Source organism: Halorussus lipolyticus (assembly GCF_029338375.1).
Taxonomy (GTDB): domain Archaea; phylum Halobacteriota; class Halobacteria; order Halobacteriales; family Haladaptataceae; genus Halorussus; species Halorussus lipolyticus.
In genome coordinates this window covers 67,590-87,025 of sequence record NZ_CP119806.1, presented here as the reverse complement: position 1 = coordinate 87,025, position 19,436 = coordinate 67,590, and the positions used below count along the sequence as shown (strand labels likewise).

The 19,436-nt window shown below is 51.6% G+C and carries 19 protein-coding genes; 8 read left to right on the top strand and 11 right to left on the bottom strand.

Going from position 1 to position 19,436, the window contains the following annotated elements:
- Positions 1-344: 344 nt before the first annotated feature.
- Together P2T57_RS19435 and P2T57_RS19430 are read left to right on the top strand one after the other, a co-directional pair.
- Positions 345-1,076 carry an outer membrane protein assembly factor BamB family protein gene (locus P2T57_RS19435; protein ID WP_276302567.1) on the top strand — a complete coding sequence of 244 codons (732 nt, stop codon included), beginning with the start codon at positions 345-347 and terminating at the stop codon, positions 1,074-1,076.
- Positions 1,040-1,441 (top strand): outer membrane protein assembly factor BamB family protein, encoded by a 402-nt coding sequence (locus P2T57_RS19430; protein ID WP_276302566.1) that lies wholly within the window; start codon positions 1,040-1,042, stop codon positions 1,439-1,441. Before P2T57_RS19435 ends, P2T57_RS19430 begins: the two co-directional genes overlap by 37 nt.
- A gap of 647 nt (positions 1,442-2,088) precedes the next feature.
- Here P2T57_RS19430 and P2T57_RS19425 read toward each other — a convergent pair.
- Positions 2,089-2,466: a hypothetical protein gene (locus P2T57_RS19425; RefSeq protein ID WP_276302565.1), complete on the bottom strand. Its 378-nt coding sequence runs from the start codon at positions 2,464-2,466 to the stop codon at positions 2,089-2,091.
- 78 nt (positions 2,467-2,544) lie between these two features.
- Here P2T57_RS19425 and P2T57_RS19420 point away from each other — a divergent pair, with 78 nt between their 5' ends.
- Positions 2,545-2,898 carry a type II toxin-antitoxin system VapC family toxin gene (locus P2T57_RS19420; RefSeq protein WP_337250814.1) on the top strand — a complete coding sequence of 118 codons (354 nt, stop codon included), beginning with the start codon at positions 2,545-2,547 and terminating at the stop codon, positions 2,896-2,898.
- A gap of 557 nt (positions 2,899-3,455) precedes the next feature.
- Here the strand turns inward: P2T57_RS19420 and P2T57_RS19415 are convergent.
- A complete protein-coding gene (locus P2T57_RS19415) occupies positions 3,456-3,959 on the bottom strand; it encodes a hypothetical protein (RefSeq protein WP_276302564.1) in 504 nt (167 codons plus the stop codon).
- 197 nt (positions 3,960-4,156) lie between these two features.
- Between P2T57_RS19415 and P2T57_RS19410 the strand changes: the two genes are divergently transcribed.
- Positions 4,157-5,143: a hypothetical protein gene (locus tag P2T57_RS19410; protein WP_276302563.1), complete on the top strand. Its 987-nt coding sequence runs from the start codon at positions 4,157-4,159 to the stop codon at positions 5,141-5,143.
- Between the two features lie 8 nt (positions 5,144-5,151).
- On the opposite strand, the gene P2T57_RS19405 is transcribed toward P2T57_RS19410, so the two are convergent.
- From P2T57_RS19405 to P2T57_RS19385, 5 genes are all read right to left on the bottom strand, one after another.
- Positions 5,152-5,541, bottom strand: coding sequence for a hypothetical protein (locus tag P2T57_RS19405; protein ID WP_276302562.1), 390 nt, complete (start codon positions 5,539-5,541; stop codon positions 5,152-5,154).
- 259 nt (positions 5,542-5,800) lie between these two features.
- Positions 5,801-7,039 (bottom strand): tyrosine-type recombinase/integrase, encoded by a 1,239-nt coding sequence (locus P2T57_RS19400; protein WP_276302561.1) that lies wholly within the window; start codon positions 7,037-7,039, stop codon positions 5,801-5,803.
- A gap of 246 nt (positions 7,040-7,285) precedes the next feature.
- A complete protein-coding gene (locus P2T57_RS19395; RefSeq protein WP_276302560.1) occupies positions 7,286-7,411 on the bottom strand; it encodes a hypothetical protein in 126 nt (41 codons plus the stop codon).
- A 127-nt stretch (positions 7,412-7,538) separates the two neighbouring features.
- Positions 7,539-7,997: a hypothetical protein gene (locus tag P2T57_RS19390; RefSeq protein ID WP_276302559.1), complete on the bottom strand. Its 459-nt coding sequence runs from the start codon at positions 7,995-7,997 to the stop codon at positions 7,539-7,541.
- Positions 7,998-8,103: 106 nt separating this feature from the next.
- The gene (locus P2T57_RS19385) at positions 8,104-8,397 is read right to left on the bottom strand and encodes a hypothetical protein (protein ID WP_276302558.1); all 294 of its coding nucleotides are present in this window, start codon (positions 8,395-8,397) and stop codon (positions 8,104-8,106) included.
- A 72-nt stretch (positions 8,398-8,469) separates the two neighbouring features.
- On the opposite strand from P2T57_RS19385, the gene P2T57_RS19380 reads away from it, so the two are divergent.
- A complete protein-coding gene (locus tag P2T57_RS19380; RefSeq protein ID WP_276302557.1) occupies positions 8,470-9,495 on the top strand; it encodes a hypothetical protein in 1,026 nt (341 codons plus the stop codon).
- Between the two features lie 233 nt (positions 9,496-9,728).
- On the opposite strand, the gene P2T57_RS19375 is transcribed toward P2T57_RS19380, so the two are convergent.
- The 4 genes from P2T57_RS19375 to P2T57_RS19360 all read right to left on the bottom strand — a co-directional run bounded on the left by P2T57_RS19375 (position 9,729) and on the right by P2T57_RS19360 (position 16,174).
- Positions 9,729-10,709: a hypothetical protein gene (locus P2T57_RS19375; protein ID WP_276302556.1), complete on the bottom strand. Its 981-nt coding sequence runs from the start codon at positions 10,707-10,709 to the stop codon at positions 9,729-9,731.
- 298 nt (positions 10,710-11,007) lie between these two features.
- Positions 11,008-12,372: a hypothetical protein gene (locus tag P2T57_RS19370; protein ID WP_276302555.1), complete on the bottom strand. Its 1,365-nt coding sequence runs from the start codon at positions 12,370-12,372 to the stop codon at positions 11,008-11,010.
- Complete coding sequence (locus tag P2T57_RS19365) at positions 12,372-15,725, bottom strand: Eco57I restriction-modification methylase domain-containing protein (protein ID WP_276302554.1); 3,354 nt, start codon at positions 15,723-15,725, stop codon at positions 12,372-12,374. Before P2T57_RS19365 ends, P2T57_RS19370 begins: the two co-directional genes overlap by 1 nt.
- Positions 15,726-15,907: 182 nt before the next feature.
- A complete protein-coding gene (locus P2T57_RS19360; RefSeq protein WP_276302553.1) occupies positions 15,908-16,174 on the bottom strand; it encodes a hypothetical protein in 267 nt (88 codons plus the stop codon).
- 221 nt (positions 16,175-16,395) lie between these two features.
- On the opposite strand from P2T57_RS19360, the gene P2T57_RS19355 reads away from it, so the two are divergent.
- From P2T57_RS19355 to P2T57_RS19345, 3 genes are read left to right on the top strand one after another with little or no spacing between them, the layout of a single operon-like run.
- Positions 16,396-16,833 carry a DUF7985 family protein gene (locus tag P2T57_RS19355; RefSeq protein WP_276302552.1) on the top strand — a complete coding sequence of 146 codons (438 nt, stop codon included), beginning with the start codon at positions 16,396-16,398 and terminating at the stop codon, positions 16,831-16,833.
- A gap of 30 nt (positions 16,834-16,863) precedes the next feature.
- Positions 16,864-18,600 carry a DUF8186 domain-containing protein gene (locus P2T57_RS19350; protein WP_276302551.1) on the top strand — a complete coding sequence of 579 codons (1,737 nt, stop codon included), beginning with the start codon at positions 16,864-16,866 and terminating at the stop codon, positions 18,598-18,600.
- On the top strand, positions 18,597-19,436 hold the full coding sequence (locus P2T57_RS19345) for a hypothetical protein (protein ID WP_276302550.1): 840 nt from the start codon (positions 18,597-18,599) through the stop codon (positions 19,434-19,436). The genes P2T57_RS19350 and P2T57_RS19345 overlap by 4 nt, the downstream gene beginning before the upstream one ends.

Below are 19,436 nucleotides of genomic sequence, written 5' to 3'. Positions count from 1 at the left end.
GTGTTTGTAACGAGCCGTTGGCTCATGCATATGAAACGAAGAATTGGGGGCATCAATCGAAACATCGTCAGCATTCAACTCGAGATCAACCTGCCAAGATGATAACGCATATGTGACCGATGTGTTCCTCTCTTACCATGCCCTCCACCCGTCGAACATTCCTCGCAGCATGTACGAGCACTCTCACTACGCTCACAGGTTGTCTCTCGTTCGATAATCCAAGCGCACGCGGACGCTGGCCGCGTCGAACAGTCGATAACGCCCATACGGGATTCGCCTCGACTGACGGCCCGACAGCGTCGCTTCACGCAGAGTGGCAACAGTCACGGAAGAGTCGAGGCGTTGTGACGGTCTCACCAGTTGTTGGCGATGGAATCCTCTATTTTGGGTATTCTCGTGAGGCGACAAGCGACGAACAGGGAGGGGCGTGGCTAGAGGCGTTCGACGCCGCAACCGGCGAATCGCTCTGGACGACGGAACTCTGGCGAAGTGACGAGTTCTCCTACTTCTATCTCTCCGATTCGCTTGTCCTCAACGACAACCAGCTGTTCGTCCAGACGAAACTCGGATTGAAAGCGGTCGACGTGGGCGGCAACGAGCAGTGGACATTCGATAATCTCTATCGAGGGCAACAGACACCCGATACTATCTCACCGGTTGTAACGGACGACATTGTCGTGACGGGAACGTACAGTACGTCCGTTGAGGAGACAGGCCAACCAGAGACGGTATTCGGACTTGACCCTGACGATGGTACCGAACGGTGGCGAGTCACACTCCCCACCTCATCCGGAATGTGGCAGTTAGCGGCGGCGGACGGTACCGTTTACGTCCCGATGGTCGACTCCGAGCGTCTCGTCGGCCTTGACATCGACACCGGCGAGAAGCAATGGCAGTTGGAAGCGCCGGTCGCCGGAACACCAACAATCGTTGATAACACGCTCTTGATTCCCCTTCGTGAACACGATAACCAGCAGTCTATCGCTACGGTCGACCTCTCCACGAAAACGGTTCGCTGGCGGAAACCCGTCGGTGCTCGATGGGGGACGCAGGCCTGGCAGTCGCCGATAATTTAGTGTACTACGTGGCCGAGTTCGGTGTCGAAGCACGCCGCGTCGAGACGGGCGAACGTGTCTGGCGGTTCGGCAGCCGTACTGAAGGACAGCCTGAAATTAATCTAGTTTCGACGCCCGTCGTTGCGAGTGACTCTGTCTACGTTCCGGGTTGGATTCAGCGCGACACTATGTACGGCCACTTATTCGTCCTCGACGCACAGACGGGAACAGAACAGACGCGCGTCGAATTAGGGCGGAATCAGGAAATGGGGCGGAGTATCCCAGCGGTAACGTCTGATCTCGTATTCGCAGCGACGAATACCGGCGATTTGTATGCGTTTGGCGAATGTGGAACGTCCATACTGGACTCCTGCCTCATCGATTAGATCACCTCGATTCTCGAATTCGACGAATCCAGTAGGAAGTAGCCGTCGCTGGCTCTGTTGAAATCCTCTTGTTCATATATAAAAACCGTGTGGAATAGTAGGTCACTAGAGGGTGCAAATGGAACAAGGGCTTCTAAGTAGAATATCGGAACAACTTCATCTACCTCCGCGGAACATCGATTAATGCCCTCCCGCGCTTATCGCCTCTCTATCCGTAGTCTCCTGCTTGTAATCGTTTTTCAACTCGGTTTCTGTATACTCTTACTCGCCGAAGTTGTGAACGCTACACGCGGATATGGCACGTTGCTCACCTTGATTAGTGGTTTTGCTGGTGGTGTGATGGTAGTAGGCGCACTACTGGGCTTGATGAGTCTGGCACTCAATAGTGACTCCGGCAACTCGTTGGACTGACCGACTACAAACGACCTTCCCTCGTTTGTACTAATCGATAAGTGAGGCCTCTGTATGGCCCGCAACCGGGTCAAAAAGTTCACTCACTGAGAGTTTCAACAGAGCCACATCGCTGTATTATCGAACAATATGCTATCCCCGGATGGTTCACCACCTCTTGAGAGAACAGCCTTTCCCTTCCTGTTGCCTCATGGCAATAGGTTTAGTTGAGTAGTCCACGAACGAGGAGTAGTGAGTCAGGACCGCGAGCGGAACGACCACGGCCAATACGTCGAGACAATCTCCCTCGAGGACGTCCTCGAAGCCATCCGCCAAACCGACACCCCGTCGCCACCGCAAAAGAACTCGGCGAACTCCTCGACTGTAGTTCTGAAGCCGCCCGCCAGAAACTGATCACGCTCCACGAACAAGGCCGAGTTGAACGCCGCACCGTCGGCGCAAACGCCGTCGTCTGGTGGCTCACCGACACCGAGGACACCACAGCCGAAATTAATCCAGACGACCCGTTCTGGGATGCCGAGGCGCACGCCGGTGACGAGGACGAATCTGTCGGCGAGGACGACATCGATGATATCCTCTACGGCGAGGTCGAATCGTAATGGTACAGGGTGCAACCCCGTTGTTTATCGATACAGGTGCATTCTTCGCGTGGGCCTACGAACAGGCCGAACGCCATCGACCGCGCTCGAAACGTGTTCGATGCAATCGGTGCTGGCGATCTCCCATACCGCCTCCTCTACACGAGCCGGTCAGTTCTCTCGGAGCTCGCAACGTTGATACTCCGAAAGGTCGGGCACGCTGAAGCCGTCGAGACACTCAAGACCATCCGAGCGTCAGAGAGCTTCAACATCCTACCTGTGGACAAACCCGCATTCAATGCTGCCTGTGATGAGTTCGCCCAATACGACGACCACCAAATCTCGTTCGTCGACCACACCAGTAGTGTCCTCGCCGGAAGCCGCGACATCAACCACATCTTCGCATTCGATAGTGACTTTCAAACACTCGGATTCACACTCGTCCCCGAGGACGTCGGACGATTCTGACTGATGGGCTTCTGCTCGCCGAGTAGTGCCTCATTCTCCAGCTGATCGACGAGGACTGAACCAGGGAACTCATCTTCCGTCGGTATTGGGGATACCAGAATTAACCAACATACGGGCTGAATTGGCGATGGTTGTTGGTTAAGACTCCCCGCTCTTATGTAGAAACGCGGAAAGAGGCTATCTGCGTATAGTGGCTTCCAGTTGAGCGACTGAGTAAGCGGTCAAATCGCCAGAAGACAGCAGGGCTCGTTCATGTCAGATCGTCTTTCCGCAACTCTACACAAGAGCGAGACTCCCGAAATACTGGATGCCAGAAGCAATGATGATGCTGATGGCAAGCTAAAACTGCGCAGTGGTCTGTGCGAAATCCCCAGAAGGAAGCGTGTTGGAACCACATTAGTTAGATCTACGACCACATTGGTGGTTTCGACGCTGATTCCAAGTGGCGTTTGTCCACGATCCGCGAACAGACTAAGCGTAGATTCAGAACGATCTGTCACCCGATTCTACCGCCAGGCCAACTCCGAATCTACAGGAAATCAGCTTGATGATTGTGACTACGATCCTGTGTCTATGGCGTCATCAATGAGTGTACTAAAACGTGTGAGGAGGTCCTCAGCGGACTGTAAAGTGGTGGTTAGTTTGTATCCCTCGTCGTTTTTCTCTACGAGATCGAGAGTAGGATGCGAAAGTAAGGTCAGTGAGTTCTCGATGAACTGTATAGAAGGAGCAGGCTCGCCTGTTCGTAGTCCAACTAGCACATTCTGGAGGTCACGTGCAGAATGGCCGCCGTCACCTTTCAACTCAAGCGCTTCGATTACACGAAGGAGTGACTCAGCGGCACCCTGTCTTTCGTGAAGGATGTCATCGAGTTGGTCGAGGCGGTCGTCTTGGAACGCCCCTGGTTCAAAGAGGTGTTCTGCAATCGTTTCGGGTGTGAAGCCGTACTCATTATGTCGTTCGATGAGATATTGGAGGCGTTTTGCAGTAAGGAGAACGAACCTACCACGATTTCTGTTTTCAATTGCAGCAGGAGTGAATCCCGGTGCGTTAACGTACAAGCGATAGAAGAACGTGTTCGCCGACTACGCCGACGACATGGGCCTCATGGAGGTGACATTTCTTATAAGCGCATGACGAAGATGCTAGCCCTTTGTATCTAATTCCACACTATTGCATCGATGTTAACATACTTGAACATAAATTATGAATTCTATCGTTAGAAATATTTATAAAGTTAACACTTAGTATTGTAAGTATGCGAGAGCATACTAAAAAAGCAAGTAGAAGAAACGTTTTAAAAAAGGCAGGAGTCGTAGGAACTTCCCTTTTCATCAGTTCTGGGCAGGTTGCCAGTAGTGGACCGGCCACTCAAGGAGAAACATGTCCAGATGGATGCTATAGTTATCCAATCGAGAAGAACAAGATAGACAAGTTCACCGGCCCGGGCACAAACGGTGATGATGTAACCCTTTCCCATTCCACCGGTGTTACAGTTTACGAACCTATCTGGCGGCCATCAAACCAAGTCTGGGAGATGGACATCACCATTTCAGGAGATGCTGCCACTCATTTTGCGTCAGATGGTAGTAAAGCGGAGGAAATGTTCTGGCAGGAAACCATTGTCGATAATTACAGTGGTGATTTGTACTCTCGGTCTGACCCGGACTGGCTTGGTGGAACACATGCTGATGCTGGTAGCTACGACTATGAATCAAATACGATGGTGTCAAGTGCAATTAGTTTGGCACTCTCAAAACTCAACCCGGCAGTAGCAACGAGCTACACGGTAGCAAACTTTTCAAGCGGATTCATCAATTGGGTAGCAGACCAAGTCAATGGCGACCGAATCCGCCGGTTCTGGGACAATGACAACGAAGGGTCTCCTCATAAAACCGGCTCTTTCCTTCTTTGTCGATATGAAGCAGCACCAGACTCATATGACGAGTTTACAGTAGATAGTACTGGTGCTGCTCACCGAGAGAACGTGGGAATTAATTCCTTTGACGTAGTCCTCAATACCGGACCGAAGCCATCTTCTGCCATTTCGTATAGTAGTATGGGCGTTGAAGAAATGTCTGGTTCGGAATTGGAGTCAAGTCGAGTTGGTCCAGCTCTTGCAAAAGAAGTTGGCCCTGACGAAACTGTTTACGTTGCCAAGAATCCGGATTTCGTTAAGGTTGAACCTGTGGTCAGAGATACTATTCCGGAACCAATCCAAGAGCGGATTGAGCAAACGATGTAAAAGGCGAATTATTCGCTAGAATCTGGTTGTATCCAATCTGAATCTTGTTTTCCGTCACGGACTATCTTAACCCGTGAATTTCTGATATCCTCCATACCCATCCCGTTAGCTTCCATTTTCATTGCCACCTCATTATTTCCTTTTGACACTAAAAAGCCTTGTTCTACTGCGTAAATTGGACTGTCACCATATGTTTCCATTTCCCACCGAAGGTTCACTTCGGTTTCCCGTTGTTCTGAGGACACAGAAACAATTAGGAAGAATTGGTTTGAGTCATAGTATATTCCTGCTCCATTAATCGAAGTGACTATCCGGTTGTCAAATACCCTAGAGAGACAACCACTGGTTGATGCAAGTAGCCCAGTCCCTGCACCTTTGATGAGCAATCGTCTATTCATGGGGTAATGTAGTTGTAAGCTCCCAAGAATCCAACGATAATTATAGTACAGTATGTTGTTATTTTACTGAAGTAGTAGTTTCTTGCTCCCCAATACCTTGCCTATCGGATTCGAATCGTCCTTGACCGAATTCTTGATTCTCCCTCCGAATTAGCGAGTGCAACGGCCTAGTTCCAGCTGACCTCCAAGAATATTGTGATGATGTTCGGTGAATGGGAGGGCCTCGATATTAGGTTCTATGAGTTGAAAGCTAGTTCAACTACTCGCCGAAGGCGTCCGCAAGCAACTCCCGCATCGCAGGCCGCCGGGCCTCTCGGCGTTTCTCCTCGGAGAGATAGTTCTGATGCACCACGTCCGCTGATGAACTCCCCTGCTCATCGGCGATGATATTGAGGCGGTCGAGCACGTCTGCAAGCGCGTCCTGGTACTGGCTATACCAGAACCGGCGGGCCATGTGTGGCTTCGGGAGGCCGCCGTCGACGCGGACATTCGCCTGTTCGGCGAGTTGGTGGAATCGATTTCGGACAGTATCCGAGTCGATGTGGCCGGTCTCAGCCTGTGTCGAAGGGAAGAGGTAGCCATTCCACTCGTCGTAATCATCAGCGAGTTCGCGCTGGCGCTCCCGGTAGGTGTCCAAGCCATAGAGTAGGCTGACAGTACTAGGCCCGTTCTTTCGCTCTTCGAACTCAAGGTGTGGGTCATCGGAGTCGACACCGACGAACTGGTTGACGCGGAGTCGCGCAACCTCGCCCGACCGTAACCCCCACGCGGCGAGTGCAACGAGCAGGAGGCGGTCTGCGGGTGTGTCGGCTTCGTTGTTGAGTGCGCGGACGTCCGAAGGCGCTAGTGCCTTATTGTCGGGTTCTGCGCGCTCCCAGCCGAAGTCAGTTGTCACGCCATCTAAGGGATTGTAAGCGGCCGCGCCGTGCCGGTCGAGTCGGTCGTACCAGCCCTGGACAGTTCCGACGTACGTGAATTTCGTACCGTCGGTCGCAAGTTTGTCGTCGAGGACCTCCATAACTTGGTAGGCGCGCTCGGTTTCGGTGGCCTGCTCTGTTGGATCAGACAGCGGCGTAAGGAGGTCCGACGTCCCGTGGAGTTCCTCGTAGATCTGCGCATAGGTCGCTAGATGAGTGCGTTTCGAGGCGAGCGTGGAGTCGGCAAGCTTCCGGCGGCGGTCGAGCGCGTGAAGGTAGGCTTCGAACTCGTCGATGGTCTCGGTGGACGAAATCTGCCAAGCGTAGTCATCAGGTGATTTACTGGAAATGGTGGGGTCGTCGAGGCCGACCACGTCGGCGAGGAACTCTTTGACGGTGCGGTCGTGATGTTGCCGAAGGGTATAGCTGATACCGCTGTATCCGAGGTCGGCGAGCGTCTCGTAGGACGGTCGAATGTGGGGGTCGCATCCGTCACGACGCAACGCGGGCGCGATTTCATCCCAGTACAGTTCTTCGAGGCCATCGAGGTCGTGGTGACTCCAGTTGATGGTCTCGCTCATGGGGGTGTAGCCGGATTTCTGCGGGGGTGGGTGATTCTAAGGTGGGTCATTGCTGGTTGCTGGGTTTTCGTACTAGCTATTTTATATTTTTGGTGATTGGGTTGTAGCTCTCTACACAACCGAACTAAGTACTATAGCTAGCAAGGTCATGACGAAATATAGTAAACCAAATAACGGTATACAGAATCCAGATTCTCCCCCTGACCAGTAGTTAATAGGGTGGATTACTACAAACCGCGTCTTTCCTTACGTGTTTGAGGCGACTTCGTCGGTGGTTGATTCAGACCCGTAATCCGGATCGTAGCCCGCGGCCGATCCGAGTAAGAACTGGATTGCCTCTTTTGCTTCTTCTTCACCGATTTCTTCTTTCATTTGCGTCAATTCCGCTGTATCTTCAAATAGGTCGTCAAGGTCGAATCCGGCTTCAAGTGCTTCATAGGTAAACCTCGTTAGATGGGTGGGGCCATACACAACACGGCTGATAATCTCCTTCGTTGCTTCAATCCCGGATCGGATGATTGCTTTTCCGCGTGGAGGGGAGGTACATGGAGAACAGGGGACCAATTCGGGAGTTCTCATCGAACGAAATATCAATGTCGTCTTTCTGAAACCAAAACCTGATCGCGTTTTCTGTTCTCTCCTCTGGCGGAAGATAGTTCAGGATGGCCTCGTCAAAGGTAATCTCAACACAGGTCACGCCCGTAGTGGTATCCTGACCGGAGGCGAGGTTAATGATCTCGCCATGTATATCCTCGTCTGGCCGATTCAGGACGGCCGGTTCTTCATCTTCCCCACCAGTAGGTGGGGTCAGCTCGAATTCTTCTGTATCCCGGACAAAGGTGTTGTAGAGTTCGTCTTCGATTTCCCGTTCTGTCGGATTATCATGGGGGAATAGACTATGCTTGACCTTCTCAAGTAGTATTCGTTTAGCAAACCATTCGATCGGGCCGATTGGCATAATGCGATGTACCCATCCGGTAGTAATAAAGTGACCGCAAAGTGCGACCGTCGTGCAGCCCCAAATCCATGGAGTCACCGACTTAGCCACCTCCACTCCTTCGACTTCAATCAGTCTTCTGGACCGTACTATAGTTTCTTAGTGGTGATGTCTTTCGATGGACGGCCCGCCGCACCAGTTCGCCGAGCTCCCATGTGCGGTGGATGTCGGCCAAGTTGTGCTGGAGGATGAGCAGCACCTCGCCACGGTCGTAGTTGGCCGCCACGCTCCCCGAGTCCTCGAACGGGTCATATCGTCGGTCGCGATACCACGGATGCTCCGCGGTCTCCTCAACCGTGAGGACGTCCGCCGCCTCCTCGCACTCAAACAGAATCTCATGCGTCCTCGTCAACGAGTTCACGTCATCGTCCTGGGCTATCCAGCAGGGCAGTTTCTCACAACGATTATAGGTTGGAGGTGAGGATTCTGCCGTATGGGCATCGGTGCAACTGACTTCATCAAAATCGATGAGGTCAGAAAAGAAATCGACTCTGCATATCCGAATCCTGGTCGGGATGTCGATGGTCTCGAAGTTGAACACAGCGGTTATAGTCACCGGCTGATTGGCAATGCGTTTGAGTTTGTATGTCGGCTCTGGCTGACCCGGCAGTCCGAGGTTACCCGTGAACCATTCCGTTGGGATGGGCTAGTTACATATGAAGACGGAGAACCACCACGAATCTATTCTGGCACGGAGCGCAGAATCTTCGATAAGGGAGAAGAACCTGAGGAGTCATTACTTGAGTCTGAGCGAGTCCAAAAGGTGAGGAAACACCGAAATAGGACAATCGTGAGTATAACGCCTAAGTCCCTTTATCGAGCAAAGAAGCATGCAGAGCAGTTCGTAAAAACGGGAATGAACGCTGATGAAGTCGTCAACGCTGCACTCCTTTACTCAGGATGGGATCAAGAAAAGGAAGAGAACTCTTCAATTGATCTGGAGTCATTTAATGATGACCTTGTAACAGAACTGCAAGGACTCTTCAACCAACTCCGATCGCAAGAGTGGACGACTGGAGAACTGACGTATCTCAACCCAAATTTTGGCCAACATTGGAATATCCTCGAAGGTGAAGCCGACTTTATTATCGACGATTTATTGGTCGATGTAAAGACGACAGAAGACGAGACGTTCACGCCCGCGTTTTGGCGGCAACTTCTCACCTACTATATTCTCAATGACGTTCAACGAGTACTCTACGAAGAAACTGACCGAACTGATCAAGAGTACCCGAAAGTGAATAGAGTTGGAATCTATTTCGCTCGGTATGGCGAACTCCAAACGGTCGACATGGATGACATAATTAATGACCGTGACGAGTATGAACGATTTCGGGCATGGTTCGTCGACCGAGCCATTGAGGAAAACCACCATGCCCAGTACGACTACTCAGGAATACGGGCTTCGCTTACCGATCCCTACGATTTTGAGCGTCAGAAGACGCTTTTCGACTACTAACCCGTTCTTCGAGAAGACTCTATTAGACTGGCTAGACAAGCACTATTGAAAAGATAATACAAGTAACAATTCTAGAATTAAAACTCGTAGGTGTCGAGATTGTACGAGGAAATCCGTTGCTGTGAGCCAGCCAACAGGGAGACGGTGGATATACCGTCGCGTGTTGAACGTGTCGCTTCAATCTAGCGAGGCCAAAGACACTGCTGGACTTGAACAAGTCCTCTAGCGTGGCGTCACTCATACTCAACTACATCTTGGACCCCAGAGAGGACGTCATGCGGTGCTTCCTCTATGTTCTTGTGTAGGTACGCCATGACGTCGTCAGGGTCAATCTGGTGGATGTGTTCGTAGGATTCGAGGTTCAAGTCATCCCCGACAAAGAGGAAGACTGTTCCATCATAGTTCTCAAAATTCGACGGGTTGACGCTCGCGTTCCCGGACTTGACCTGAACGTAGCTCAACTCGTCTCCACGGTACATCTCGCACTCAATCTTGGCCTGGGTATTGGAGAGGCTTGAACCAACCAGTTTCCATCCCTGTTCTTGGAGATAGAGTAGGACCAAATCCTCGGTCGCTGTCGGTCCCAAAAGATTGATCAGCTCGTCGGCTGGGGTCTCCTCGACGTATGTCTGGATCTCTGTCCAGAGAAACTCGTCTTGCCGGTGGTAGTCGTCCTGCTCGAACAGCCGTTCAATCAGGGCACGGGTTGTATCGTTAATGGGCTTTCTTATCCGCGCGATCGTTCCGAATCGACCGGAGAACTGGCGCCGAACGAATCCAGGAACTGCGAAGTACGGGATGATGGCCCAGTCGACATACCGGAAGTTCTGGATATCGTTCTTCATGTACTTGTCTCGCTCCTCTTCGGGGAGATTTGGAAGGACCTCCCAATCGCCAGTCACCTTACAGAGACCGAAGGTGTTCTCCTTGTTGACCCAGATGTAGTCGCCTTCCTCTATCTCCTTGAGGATATATCGAAGATCAGAGTCCAATTCCCCATCTTGGCGGAACCGAGATCGATTATCTGGATCGTAGTGCTCCGCCTCGTACTCCCAGTGGGCTTCTTCCACATTCTCAACGTTCTCATAGGTACGATCCATGTAGATTTCGTGCCCAACCCCGACGATTTCCTTCTCTTTGCAGAACTTGAACGGCGTTGCGTCGTCATCCGCAGATCCGGGTTTGAGACGCATTTTGTAGACATTGAAAGCCATGTCCTCAATGTCCCGACAATCCCACTTAGAAGTATTCATGACGGAACTGTCTAGATAAGCGAAACCAGAAGACATCGATACGATGAACAAGCCGCAGATGAGGAAAAAGCAGTGTCTGTTCGATGGGACGAACGACCGGGAACTACTGAGCGACGTGAATTCGCTGGTCTGACTATACCTCTCGTAAAATGCACAGTATACTGCCTTGTCCAGTAACAGCGAGAGAGGTGCTGTAATCCCCGTATAATTCAGAGTTGCTTAACTAGATCGTGCTGCCATACCTGTGTTCTAGTTATTTCTAGGGTTGTTGTATATGCTGTACGTCTTCAAACGAGGCCCGTTCTTTGCGCCATCGCCGAGCACCTTCTAGTTCTTCGAGAGAATTCTCTAACTCTAAATAGTCCTCCTGATGACTGTCTTCTTTCTGTTCCAGGCTGCCTGTTTCATGCAATCCATAGTCTAAGACGCCAATAATTTCATTCTTTGAATAGTCATTTTCCCGCAAAGCGAAGACCTCATTAAGTGAATTATACAACATTTGCCGAAGCAAGATCACGTCTCGATCATAGACTGGCGATTCAATTCCACTGTGGACTATGTCGTTCCGTTTGTCGGCTAAACTCTCCAGCACAGATTTCAAAATCGTGAGATTGAACGAGTCATGGACAAGAGGAAGACTACGTTCCAGGGCATTTTTCGAACTGTCACCGCGGTCATGGAACGTAATTTCCTCAATACCCCGCCAATAATAGAGAAAAGCATTCTCATTTCGTTCAGCCGTTAGTCCTGCCTGCAGTGCTCGGAAGCCACGGCTAAGTTCACCGTCACACGATTCACCGACACCTGCGGGCGGAAATCGTCGAACTAGCTTAAAATCGGCATTGAATCCCCGCGGCAACCTGAACCCAGTCCCTGAAGGGTCAACTTGCGTTGCTTGGAATGTATCGTACTCTTCCTCTTTAAATAATAAATATACTGGGGGACGATTTATTGCATCCGGAAGTGTCCGATTAAGCGACCGCAGTTCATCCATCGTATCTTTCTCTAATTGCCAATCGACGGCTGTGAAATTGAGCTTCCCCAGAATAATGTCCAAGTCCCGTTGTAATTTTGAGCGTGCTAGCGCTGCCTCTCTCGCTTCCGTTTCGAAAACATAGAATGAATACTGTCGGGTTGAGAGTCTCGTATCCGACTCCTCCTGGAGTATTTTCGGGAGACTATCTGGAGCTGCAGATGTACTCTCTGCGGTTTGAGCGGCCTCTACGGCGTCTTCCCACTGATCATTCTCTACCCTTCGAATCGTTGTACTATTAGCTTCAATTGTTTCTGGCGGGTTTTCACCACGCCCTGTGCGCATATTCAGTGGAAAGAAAATACGGAAATGATACTGTTCACTCGAGTTTGATAACTGTCCGAACTCTCGTTGGAAGGCCCCAAATACGTCTTCTTCGTCTTGGGCCCGACTGAGTGCTTGATCGACGACGTCTGCGATGTGCCGTTCTTCGACTGCCTCGTCGTAGTCTGGCGATTGTTTTTCAACACAAATCCGTCGTACGAGGAGCGCGTATTCATCAGCTCCAGTGCTCACCATTGGCTCATCGTCCTCCGGTAACAACTCGACCGCCCGCTTTACGCATTCTGAGAGAGTAAGATCATCACTCATCAGAACTCACCTCGAAACTGCTCAAATCGATTGATGACCGTGTCAAAATATGCTTCATTGAGGACACGCGGGCTTCGCACCCGCGGTAAGGAGTCAAGAACCGACCATACTATCTCTGGATCTTCGAATCCATACGCATGGAAAACAGTAGCATCAATACTCGCCTGTGTCTCTGCCCGTGCTTCAACTTCCTCAATTACGTCAATATCAAGTTCGTCACGAAGTGGTTGGAACCGTTCCCCGTAACAATTTAGCCGTGCCGCAGGTTTCCAAATGCTCTCGGCGATGTCGCTCTCGATGGGTGGCTTTGGCGCTTGGGATTCTGTAATCAGGTAGTCGGACAGGTGTGTCTCGATTTTAGACCGGAGCAGGTAGTCGAAGGGTGTGCTATTGAGGATTCCGAGTAAACAGAAGAGTTCCTTTGGGGTGTACCGTGGCTCGAAGAGTGCTGCTTTCGTCGCACTGTTTGGCAGAGTCCCCGGTTCCCGCCAGCTATGCGGGTGGACCGTGTGGATCGTATTGACACTGAGAACATTCGGGGGGAGAACGGTAGCAATGACTGTCCGCTCATTCGACGACGTCGCGATGTCCCGATACGCAATTCGGTATTCCTCATATGGCATCGGGATATCTGAAGCAGGTATTGTCTCCCCGTCCTCGAAGGTGACTGTATTTCCGTGTGTGTTTACAGGATATTGGTGGGTGAGTGTCCGAATCTCTCGATCTCGGATTACGCCTTTGGCGCTCGCTTGGTTACCTCCCTCATTGACGCCCCAATATTTTGGCGGATCTACGTCATAATAGGCTGCATCGTGGGTATATTGGTAGATATTCCGTCCTCGATAAATTGGATAATCACCTGGCTCCTCCAGTAGTGTATCACCTTGTCGAGTTTGATGGATGCCTCGGGAAGGAGCGACCTGCCAGCCATCTTCGGAGTCTAGGCGCTGGTGCTGGACAATAGTTTCGTACGCCTCAACATCGTCTTGTGATTCTATAGGCGGGAATGCTAGAAGTGACGGTGAATACGAGTTGAGTAGGTTTCGGGATACTGCTGGAAATGACAACTCATCTTCACCGAGGATGTCGAGAGACGGTTGACGGAATTTCGCTCGAAGTATATGTGTCGTGCCAGAATTAATGAATTGGACGAGCCCGAACTCGTACTGTCTGTGGATGTCTGGGAAAATACCGTGGTTTTCAAACCCGATTATTCGCTGTAGTTCTTTCTCACGAACGAGCGATCGACGAATCGATTCGAACGAACGCTCTCGGAATAGCGCCCCAGGAGTTAACATCGAAACGACTGCGGTCGGTGCCGCAATCTCCATTGCACGCTCGATAAAGAGACCGCTAAGGTTCAGTCTGCGGTTGCCTCCAAACTCATACGTGTTTTCGAAATACGTTCGCTGCTGGTCGATCCCTATTTCGTCTTCTGTGGAGGCATCAGACTCTCCTCTAAAATGTCTACCAGAGATTCCTTTCGGGGTCTCACTACCAACGTCTTTGAGACTCTGCCACGGTGGGTTACTGATGACCGCATCGAACCCTCCATCGGCCATGATATTGGGGAATCCGACCCACCAGTGAAATGGTGTCATCTTGTCCGCTATCTGAGCAGCGCTGGTTTCTTCTTCGAGCAAGGAAGCATATTGTTCCGAGAACGTCTCTGTCAGTTCATTATTCAACTCAGTGACTTTCTCGTTGATGCGCTGCTTGGTATCTGTAATATCATCTCCAACAGCCTGTCGATATTCCCAGACCAATTCTTTGTATTCTTCATACGCACTCGTATAATCAGAGAGAGTAATTGAAGTGCCCTCTGGCTGATTACTGAAACTATCTGTATATCCGATCAGGCTGTTTCCAGTGAAGAAGTTATATTCCGAGTGGTATTCGAGTACGCGAAGCTCACGAAGTGGTTCCTCACTAGCGCTATCGAAAACTGACAACTGCAGTCGAAACCGTGTCAACTCAATCGCCTCTGGATTCAAATCTACGCCGAATAAATTTCGTCGGACTGCAAGTAGACGAGCAAACTGTATGCGCTCACTAGTAGTCTCAAATTCTGGCAAATCACCTCGGGTGCCTGTTTGAGCAGAGGCGAGATGTTGGAGGCATTCGGTGTAAACGTCGATTAGATAGACTTGCGCTTCTTGGATGAATGAACCGCTGCCCACCGCCGGATCGACGACGTGGAACTCTGGGAGAACATCAAAGTAGAGTTGGTTGATAGCTTCCAGATTCGGATTGCGCTCGGGAGTATCTGGATCTGGTTCGAAGAGTTGACTTAGTGACTCATACTCACTGTCCGTCTGTTGGTTGAGTGTCCCAAGTAGTGACTCACGAAGTGTCTTTGAGACGAGAGAGTGTCTGAGGCGGTCTGGTGTGTGATATGCTCCGGTATGTTGTTTGTTAATATAACGTTCAAGAGCGAGTCCAATCACGCGAGGAGTCACGCTTGTTGCGTGCCGGATATCGTGGGAGCTACCAACTTGCCAATTCCAGTCTGCTAAGAATTCGAGGATGTCAGAGAACAGTTTATTTACTACAGATGTTGATGTTGGGAGCCGCACTTGACCAGCAGCCTCGCTGGAAGTCTCCTCAAAAAGGAAGGTTTGCAGGTATGGACGCAGATTATTGTGAGTCTCTTTTGGGACTTCCCCATCAAAAAGGGGTGAGTAGAACTCCTCATAGACATTTTGCCCTGCCACAGACGCTGGTCCCTGCTGTTGTTCCAGATAGGCCTCCGGAATCACGCCAGTGTGCTGAAGGAGGTAAAGGTATACGAGTCGATTGGTGAGCCGTTGTCCATATCGACGACGCGCTTGCACGTTGACGTCAGGATCAGCATCAATAGCTTCAGCTACAGTGTCCACCATCTCTTGGTAACCGGTTGCGAAGCTCTCGATGACGTATTCATCATCAAACACCTCAGAAAGAGAGTCAGCGTCATATCCATCGATTTGATTCAATCGTTCTACTAGGCGTCGGGAAGTCCCGGTGTCTGTATTGATGTCACCTTTCTCAAATCCGAGGTGAACTATCGTAGTCTGACCAAGTCCTGTTGCTGAAACTGGCTTAGAGTAGAGATCAAATCTCCCCGCATTCCATGTGGCTACAACAATGAGATCAAACTGCTGGGTGAGGTCCTCTATCGGAAGCGCTGATTCGGGTGATTGGCCCTCCTCAATGGCCGTTATACAGGCTGTCGCATCTCCGGTAAACGCAAGTTCAATCTGCTCGTCAGAGCGAGAAATTACTTCCAACCCTCGGCCAACTAATGAATCTGCAACTGCATCGAGTGAATTCCAAGCCTGAATATCTGCCGCTGAAATCTGTTCCGTAACCACGTTGCCTCACGCTTCACGTCCGACCGCTATCAAATTTCCCCACCTCTCTATTATCATGTACCGTAAGCGAGTATTCTAGCTGGTGAAAGCCAGCAAACTACTGAGTGACTGCGTATCTTCGAGTAGTTATTAACCAACGCGGTTGTAGCCCCTGGCGGTATGTTGGTTAACCACCACCCTACTTAGTCCTCTGTTTCGTTGAGCTCTTCGTACTCTGCTTTACCGTTGAGGATTTGCTCGCCGAACTCAGTGAGGCGATATGCGGGCTCCTCTTCGTGGCGCTCAGCGAGTTCATGATCAACAAATACTGGACAGCGCTGGGAAATCCATTGTCGGCTGAAGTCAGTATTGATTTCGAGATTCTTTGCTGTGTGCCAGCCCTCATACTTTCCTAGTTCTTCGAGAATGTATGGGTCAGCCGGTACCGCCCAATTAACTTCTCGATACATGTGGATAGTTTCACTGTCATCCGAACATATGTATATACCTTCCGATTAGTTCTCTAGACATCTTATCAGAGGCTAGAAAATACAAATAGACACCAAAAAATACGTTCGTATGCTCAAATTCATATACCCGGTCTGTTTGTGGTAGAACTGAACGCTGATTCCACGTCCCCGCGATACCCTCGCAATTGATCGGGTGGTGGAACAGCCAACCACAGCTACGTATGCAAGAATCAGATACTGACTCCCCACAAGAAAAGTCGAAAACCACTACACAGAGTACTGTTGGACTAAAACTCCCCTTCACCATCGTAGTACTCTCATTCATAGTAGTTGAACCAGCGCTCGCTCAACAAACGACCCAAGATGCAGTAACCTCTCAGAGCGCGGTCTGCAGCGCAGACAACCTCCCTGGAATGATTGAGGGGTTCTTCCAACTGACAACCGGGCTGGGAATCGTCGGTCTCGCCGTCGTCTGGCAGGCTGACTCCCTCATTGAGATGTTCACCCTCAATCCCGAGCAGAAGAAGGGCCTCAAGCGCCACAAGCGCTCAGCGATGAAGTCCACCATTGTCCTCGTGGTCCTCGGTCCGCTATACACAGTCGCCGGATCGATGATGGGCCTCCCGCTAGCGCAGTGTGTCGACCTCGTCCCCTGGTAAGCCACTTTACGACCCTCATTGCGAGCCCTCATGGAACAACGAGAACGCTCCATACTCATGGCCGTCCTGTTCGTGACGAGCTTAGTCACAGGTATCGTCACAGCAAGCCCACCGCGGCCAGGGACAGAAGAAAATGGACTCACCGAAAACGAGTCGGCGACACTCTGGTCGCGCGACGCGGACAACTACATCAGTCAAAAAGAGTACCGCCAACGCTACGGTGACGAGCGGACGTCGATCCACCAGCTCGCAAACGGAACGGACATCACGTTCAAGCGGCCGCCCGCAACTGCCGCAACGTGGACTCAAAACGACTTCGAGGACCTCGAAGCCGGAGGGTCAGATACGTCGTTGCATCCGCCTCACGCATCACTCGAAAACGGCGTGTTCATCGAGGACGCCCATGCGACTGTATTCGCGCTTCAGCCGTCGACCCGTGGCCACCTCGAATCCGGTGACACTCCACTCTACATCGCCCCGAACGGGACGATGCGCGGATTCGTCGATTACCGAATCCGCGTGCCGAACGGGAGTTCCTCCAGGAACAGGACCGTCGAGTGGTCGCTTACGGAACACGAGATCGAGGAAGTACGCCTGAAGAAGGACGAGGAGACCATTGCGAGGACCGATGGGTCGCACACGCCGGCCATCGACTACCAGATCGATGACGACTGGAGCGCGACCCTTACCCTCGAAGCAGAAATTCACGTTCGGTTGAAGAAGACGATACGGACCAATATGGTCAACGGAACCAACGTCGACGTCGTCTACCGTGAGGAGACGCGAAACGTCTCGGACTCGACCGACGTCGAGATCTACGACCTCTCGGCGTACCCCTACTACGCTAAGTACCCCAATGGCGATGCTGGCGTGGCTATCTTCCAGTCTCGGCCGTGGCAAGGGTACACGCTCACTGACGAGGGAAACGCGAGCGTGCGTGGTGTCTGGCGGTTCTACACCGCCCGAAACACAAACTGGGACACGCTCGTCAAATCGAACCGGACAGACAGTGCCAAAGTTGAGTCCGACGCCATTCCCGTGTACGTCCACGCGTATCCATCCCGGATTGGACCGCGTGCTGAACCCGTCCGGGACGGCCCGGAGATTATCGACACATGGGGAACGGAACGACCCTCCCCGTTAGAGACCATCGGCGAGAACGTCACCATTGAGGTCGTCAACCAATCCTATGAGACGACGTACGGTGTGGGCGTCCGCGCTGAGACCGTCGACAGAGAGGCACTTCACGTTGCAGGCATCGTTCGTGGGGTGAACGCGTCGATTGTGGTGCCCGACGCCGGTTCTGAACGACAGCTTCGGCGCAGTAACCTCACCGTCGAAGTGCTCCAGCAAAACCAGTCGCAGGCGACCCTTCGAATCGAACTGCGTGACAACCAGACTGGCGCACCCATTGTCCTCAACGATAGCGCCCGTCGATTTCCCATTGGTGGTAACCAACGTAATGGCTACATCACCATTGCCAATCAGACGGTCGAAACCAACGCCTCTGGAGTCGCCATTCTGACGATTACTGAGCCCGGTATCTACACGGCCCGGTATCATCCTGGGTCGTGGCTCGGACATAGCCCGGCTTATGTGAGTGATACGGCGACCGCCCGGTGGCATCCACTCGGAACCATTGATGGCTGGTTCGCGTTCATCTTCGAGGTCGGCTGGCAGTTCATCCCCTTCTTCGTGATGTTCTACGCGGGACACCGCCTCCTCCGAATGCTCGGCCCAGAAGACATCTTCCAACGAAACTCATGACCAGAGATCATCCACACATCAGTCGAAGAAACGCCCTCCGAACAGTCACAGGCGCTACGCTTGTGAGCGTAGCTGGCTGTCTGGACAACAGCGGAAACTCCGGAACTCCCGGTGTCGAGACAACCTCTTCAGAAAGTCAGGGACCGCTCAAGCGAATCGCCGTCGACGGAACGACGCTCGTCGTCGAACTCTCGGCAGAAGCCAACGTTGACCAAGTCAACCTCGTCCAGCCTAATGGAGAGCTGTTCGGAAAGCGTGATGTGGCCGCGGGGGTCCAACAGGTCTCGTTCGAGATTGGGACTGCTTACGAGCCTGGAGAGTACCGCGTGGTCGCACTGAAAGGTGAAGAGACAGTCGTAGAGAGCACGACGGATATCGTACCGGAGGTTCAGATTCAGGACGTTGGACTCTACCGGAATAATCCTGACAAGCCGTGGGACGAGGTCTACGGTGAGAGTAAAACTGACTCGAAAAAGAACGGAGAGGTATTTGTTACTATTCAGAACTCTGGAAGCGGACCGGATGCGGTCGTTGAACTCCGGTTTACTGGAGACGTCCCTAACCCTGTCGATGATCCTCGTAGAAGTGGGATATTTGGAAAAGACAACGTTGTGGTCCCGGCAGGTAAGACAGTAGCGCTCTTTAGCGATTCATTCCCATTCGGTTCAGAAATCGGGAACGAGGGTATGGGCTGTTCGACTGACGGAAATAGTGGGCAATTCACGGTCGTTTTGGAAACTCGAGTTACAGGCCAGGAAATCACGAAATCGTACGGTGTAGAGTACACGGGCTCTGACGAGATGCAAAACTGCGAAATCGCAATTAGTGAGACTTGA

Bases quoted from the DNA above. Each gene is read 5' to 3' on its own strand.
- P2T57_RS19405 (WP_276302562.1), bottom strand. From the start codon at position 5,541: ATGAATAGACGATTGCTCATCAAAGGTGCAGGGACTGGGCTACTTGCA.
- P2T57_RS19390 (WP_276302559.1), bottom strand. From the start codon at position 7,997: ATGCCAATCGGCCCGATCGAATGGTTTGCTAAACGAATACTACTTGAG.
- P2T57_RS19345 (WP_276302550.1), top strand. From the start codon at position 18,597: ATGACCAGAGATCATCCACACATCAGTCGAAGAAACGCCCTCCGAACA.
- P2T57_RS19400 (WP_276302561.1), bottom strand. From the start codon at position 7,039: ATGAGCGAGACCATCAACTGGAGTCACCACGACCTCGATGGCCTCGAA.
- P2T57_RS19350 (WP_276302551.1), top strand. From the start codon at position 16,864: ATGGAACAACGAGAACGCTCCATACTCATGGCCGTCCTGTTCGTGACG.
- P2T57_RS19370 (WP_276302555.1), bottom strand. From the start codon at position 12,372: ATGAGTGATGATCTTACTCTCTCAGAATGCGTAAAGCGGGCGGTCGAG.
- P2T57_RS19430 (WP_276302566.1), top strand. From the start codon at position 1,040: ATGGGGGACGCAGGCCTGGCAGTCGCCGATAATTTAGTGTACTACGTG.
- P2T57_RS19360 (WP_276302553.1), bottom strand. From the start codon at position 16,174: ATGTATCGAGAAGTTAATTGGGCGGTACCGGCTGACCCATACATTCTC.
- P2T57_RS19380 (WP_276302557.1), top strand. From the start codon at position 8,470: ATGGGCATCGGTGCAACTGACTTCATCAAAATCGATGAGGTCAGAAAA.
- P2T57_RS19375 (WP_276302556.1), bottom strand. From the start codon at position 10,709: ATGGCTTTCAATGTCTACAAAATGCGTCTCAAACCCGGATCTGCGGAT.
- P2T57_RS19395 (WP_276302560.1), bottom strand. From the start codon at position 7,411: ATGAAAGAAGAAATCGGTGAAGAAGAAGCAAAAGAGGCAATCCAGTTC.
- P2T57_RS19355 (WP_276302552.1), top strand. From the start codon at position 16,396: ATGCAAGAATCAGATACTGACTCCCCACAAGAAAAGTCGAAAACCACT.
- P2T57_RS19410 (WP_276302563.1), top strand. From the start codon at position 4,157: ATGCGAGAGCATACTAAAAAAGCAAGTAGAAGAAACGTTTTAAAAAAG.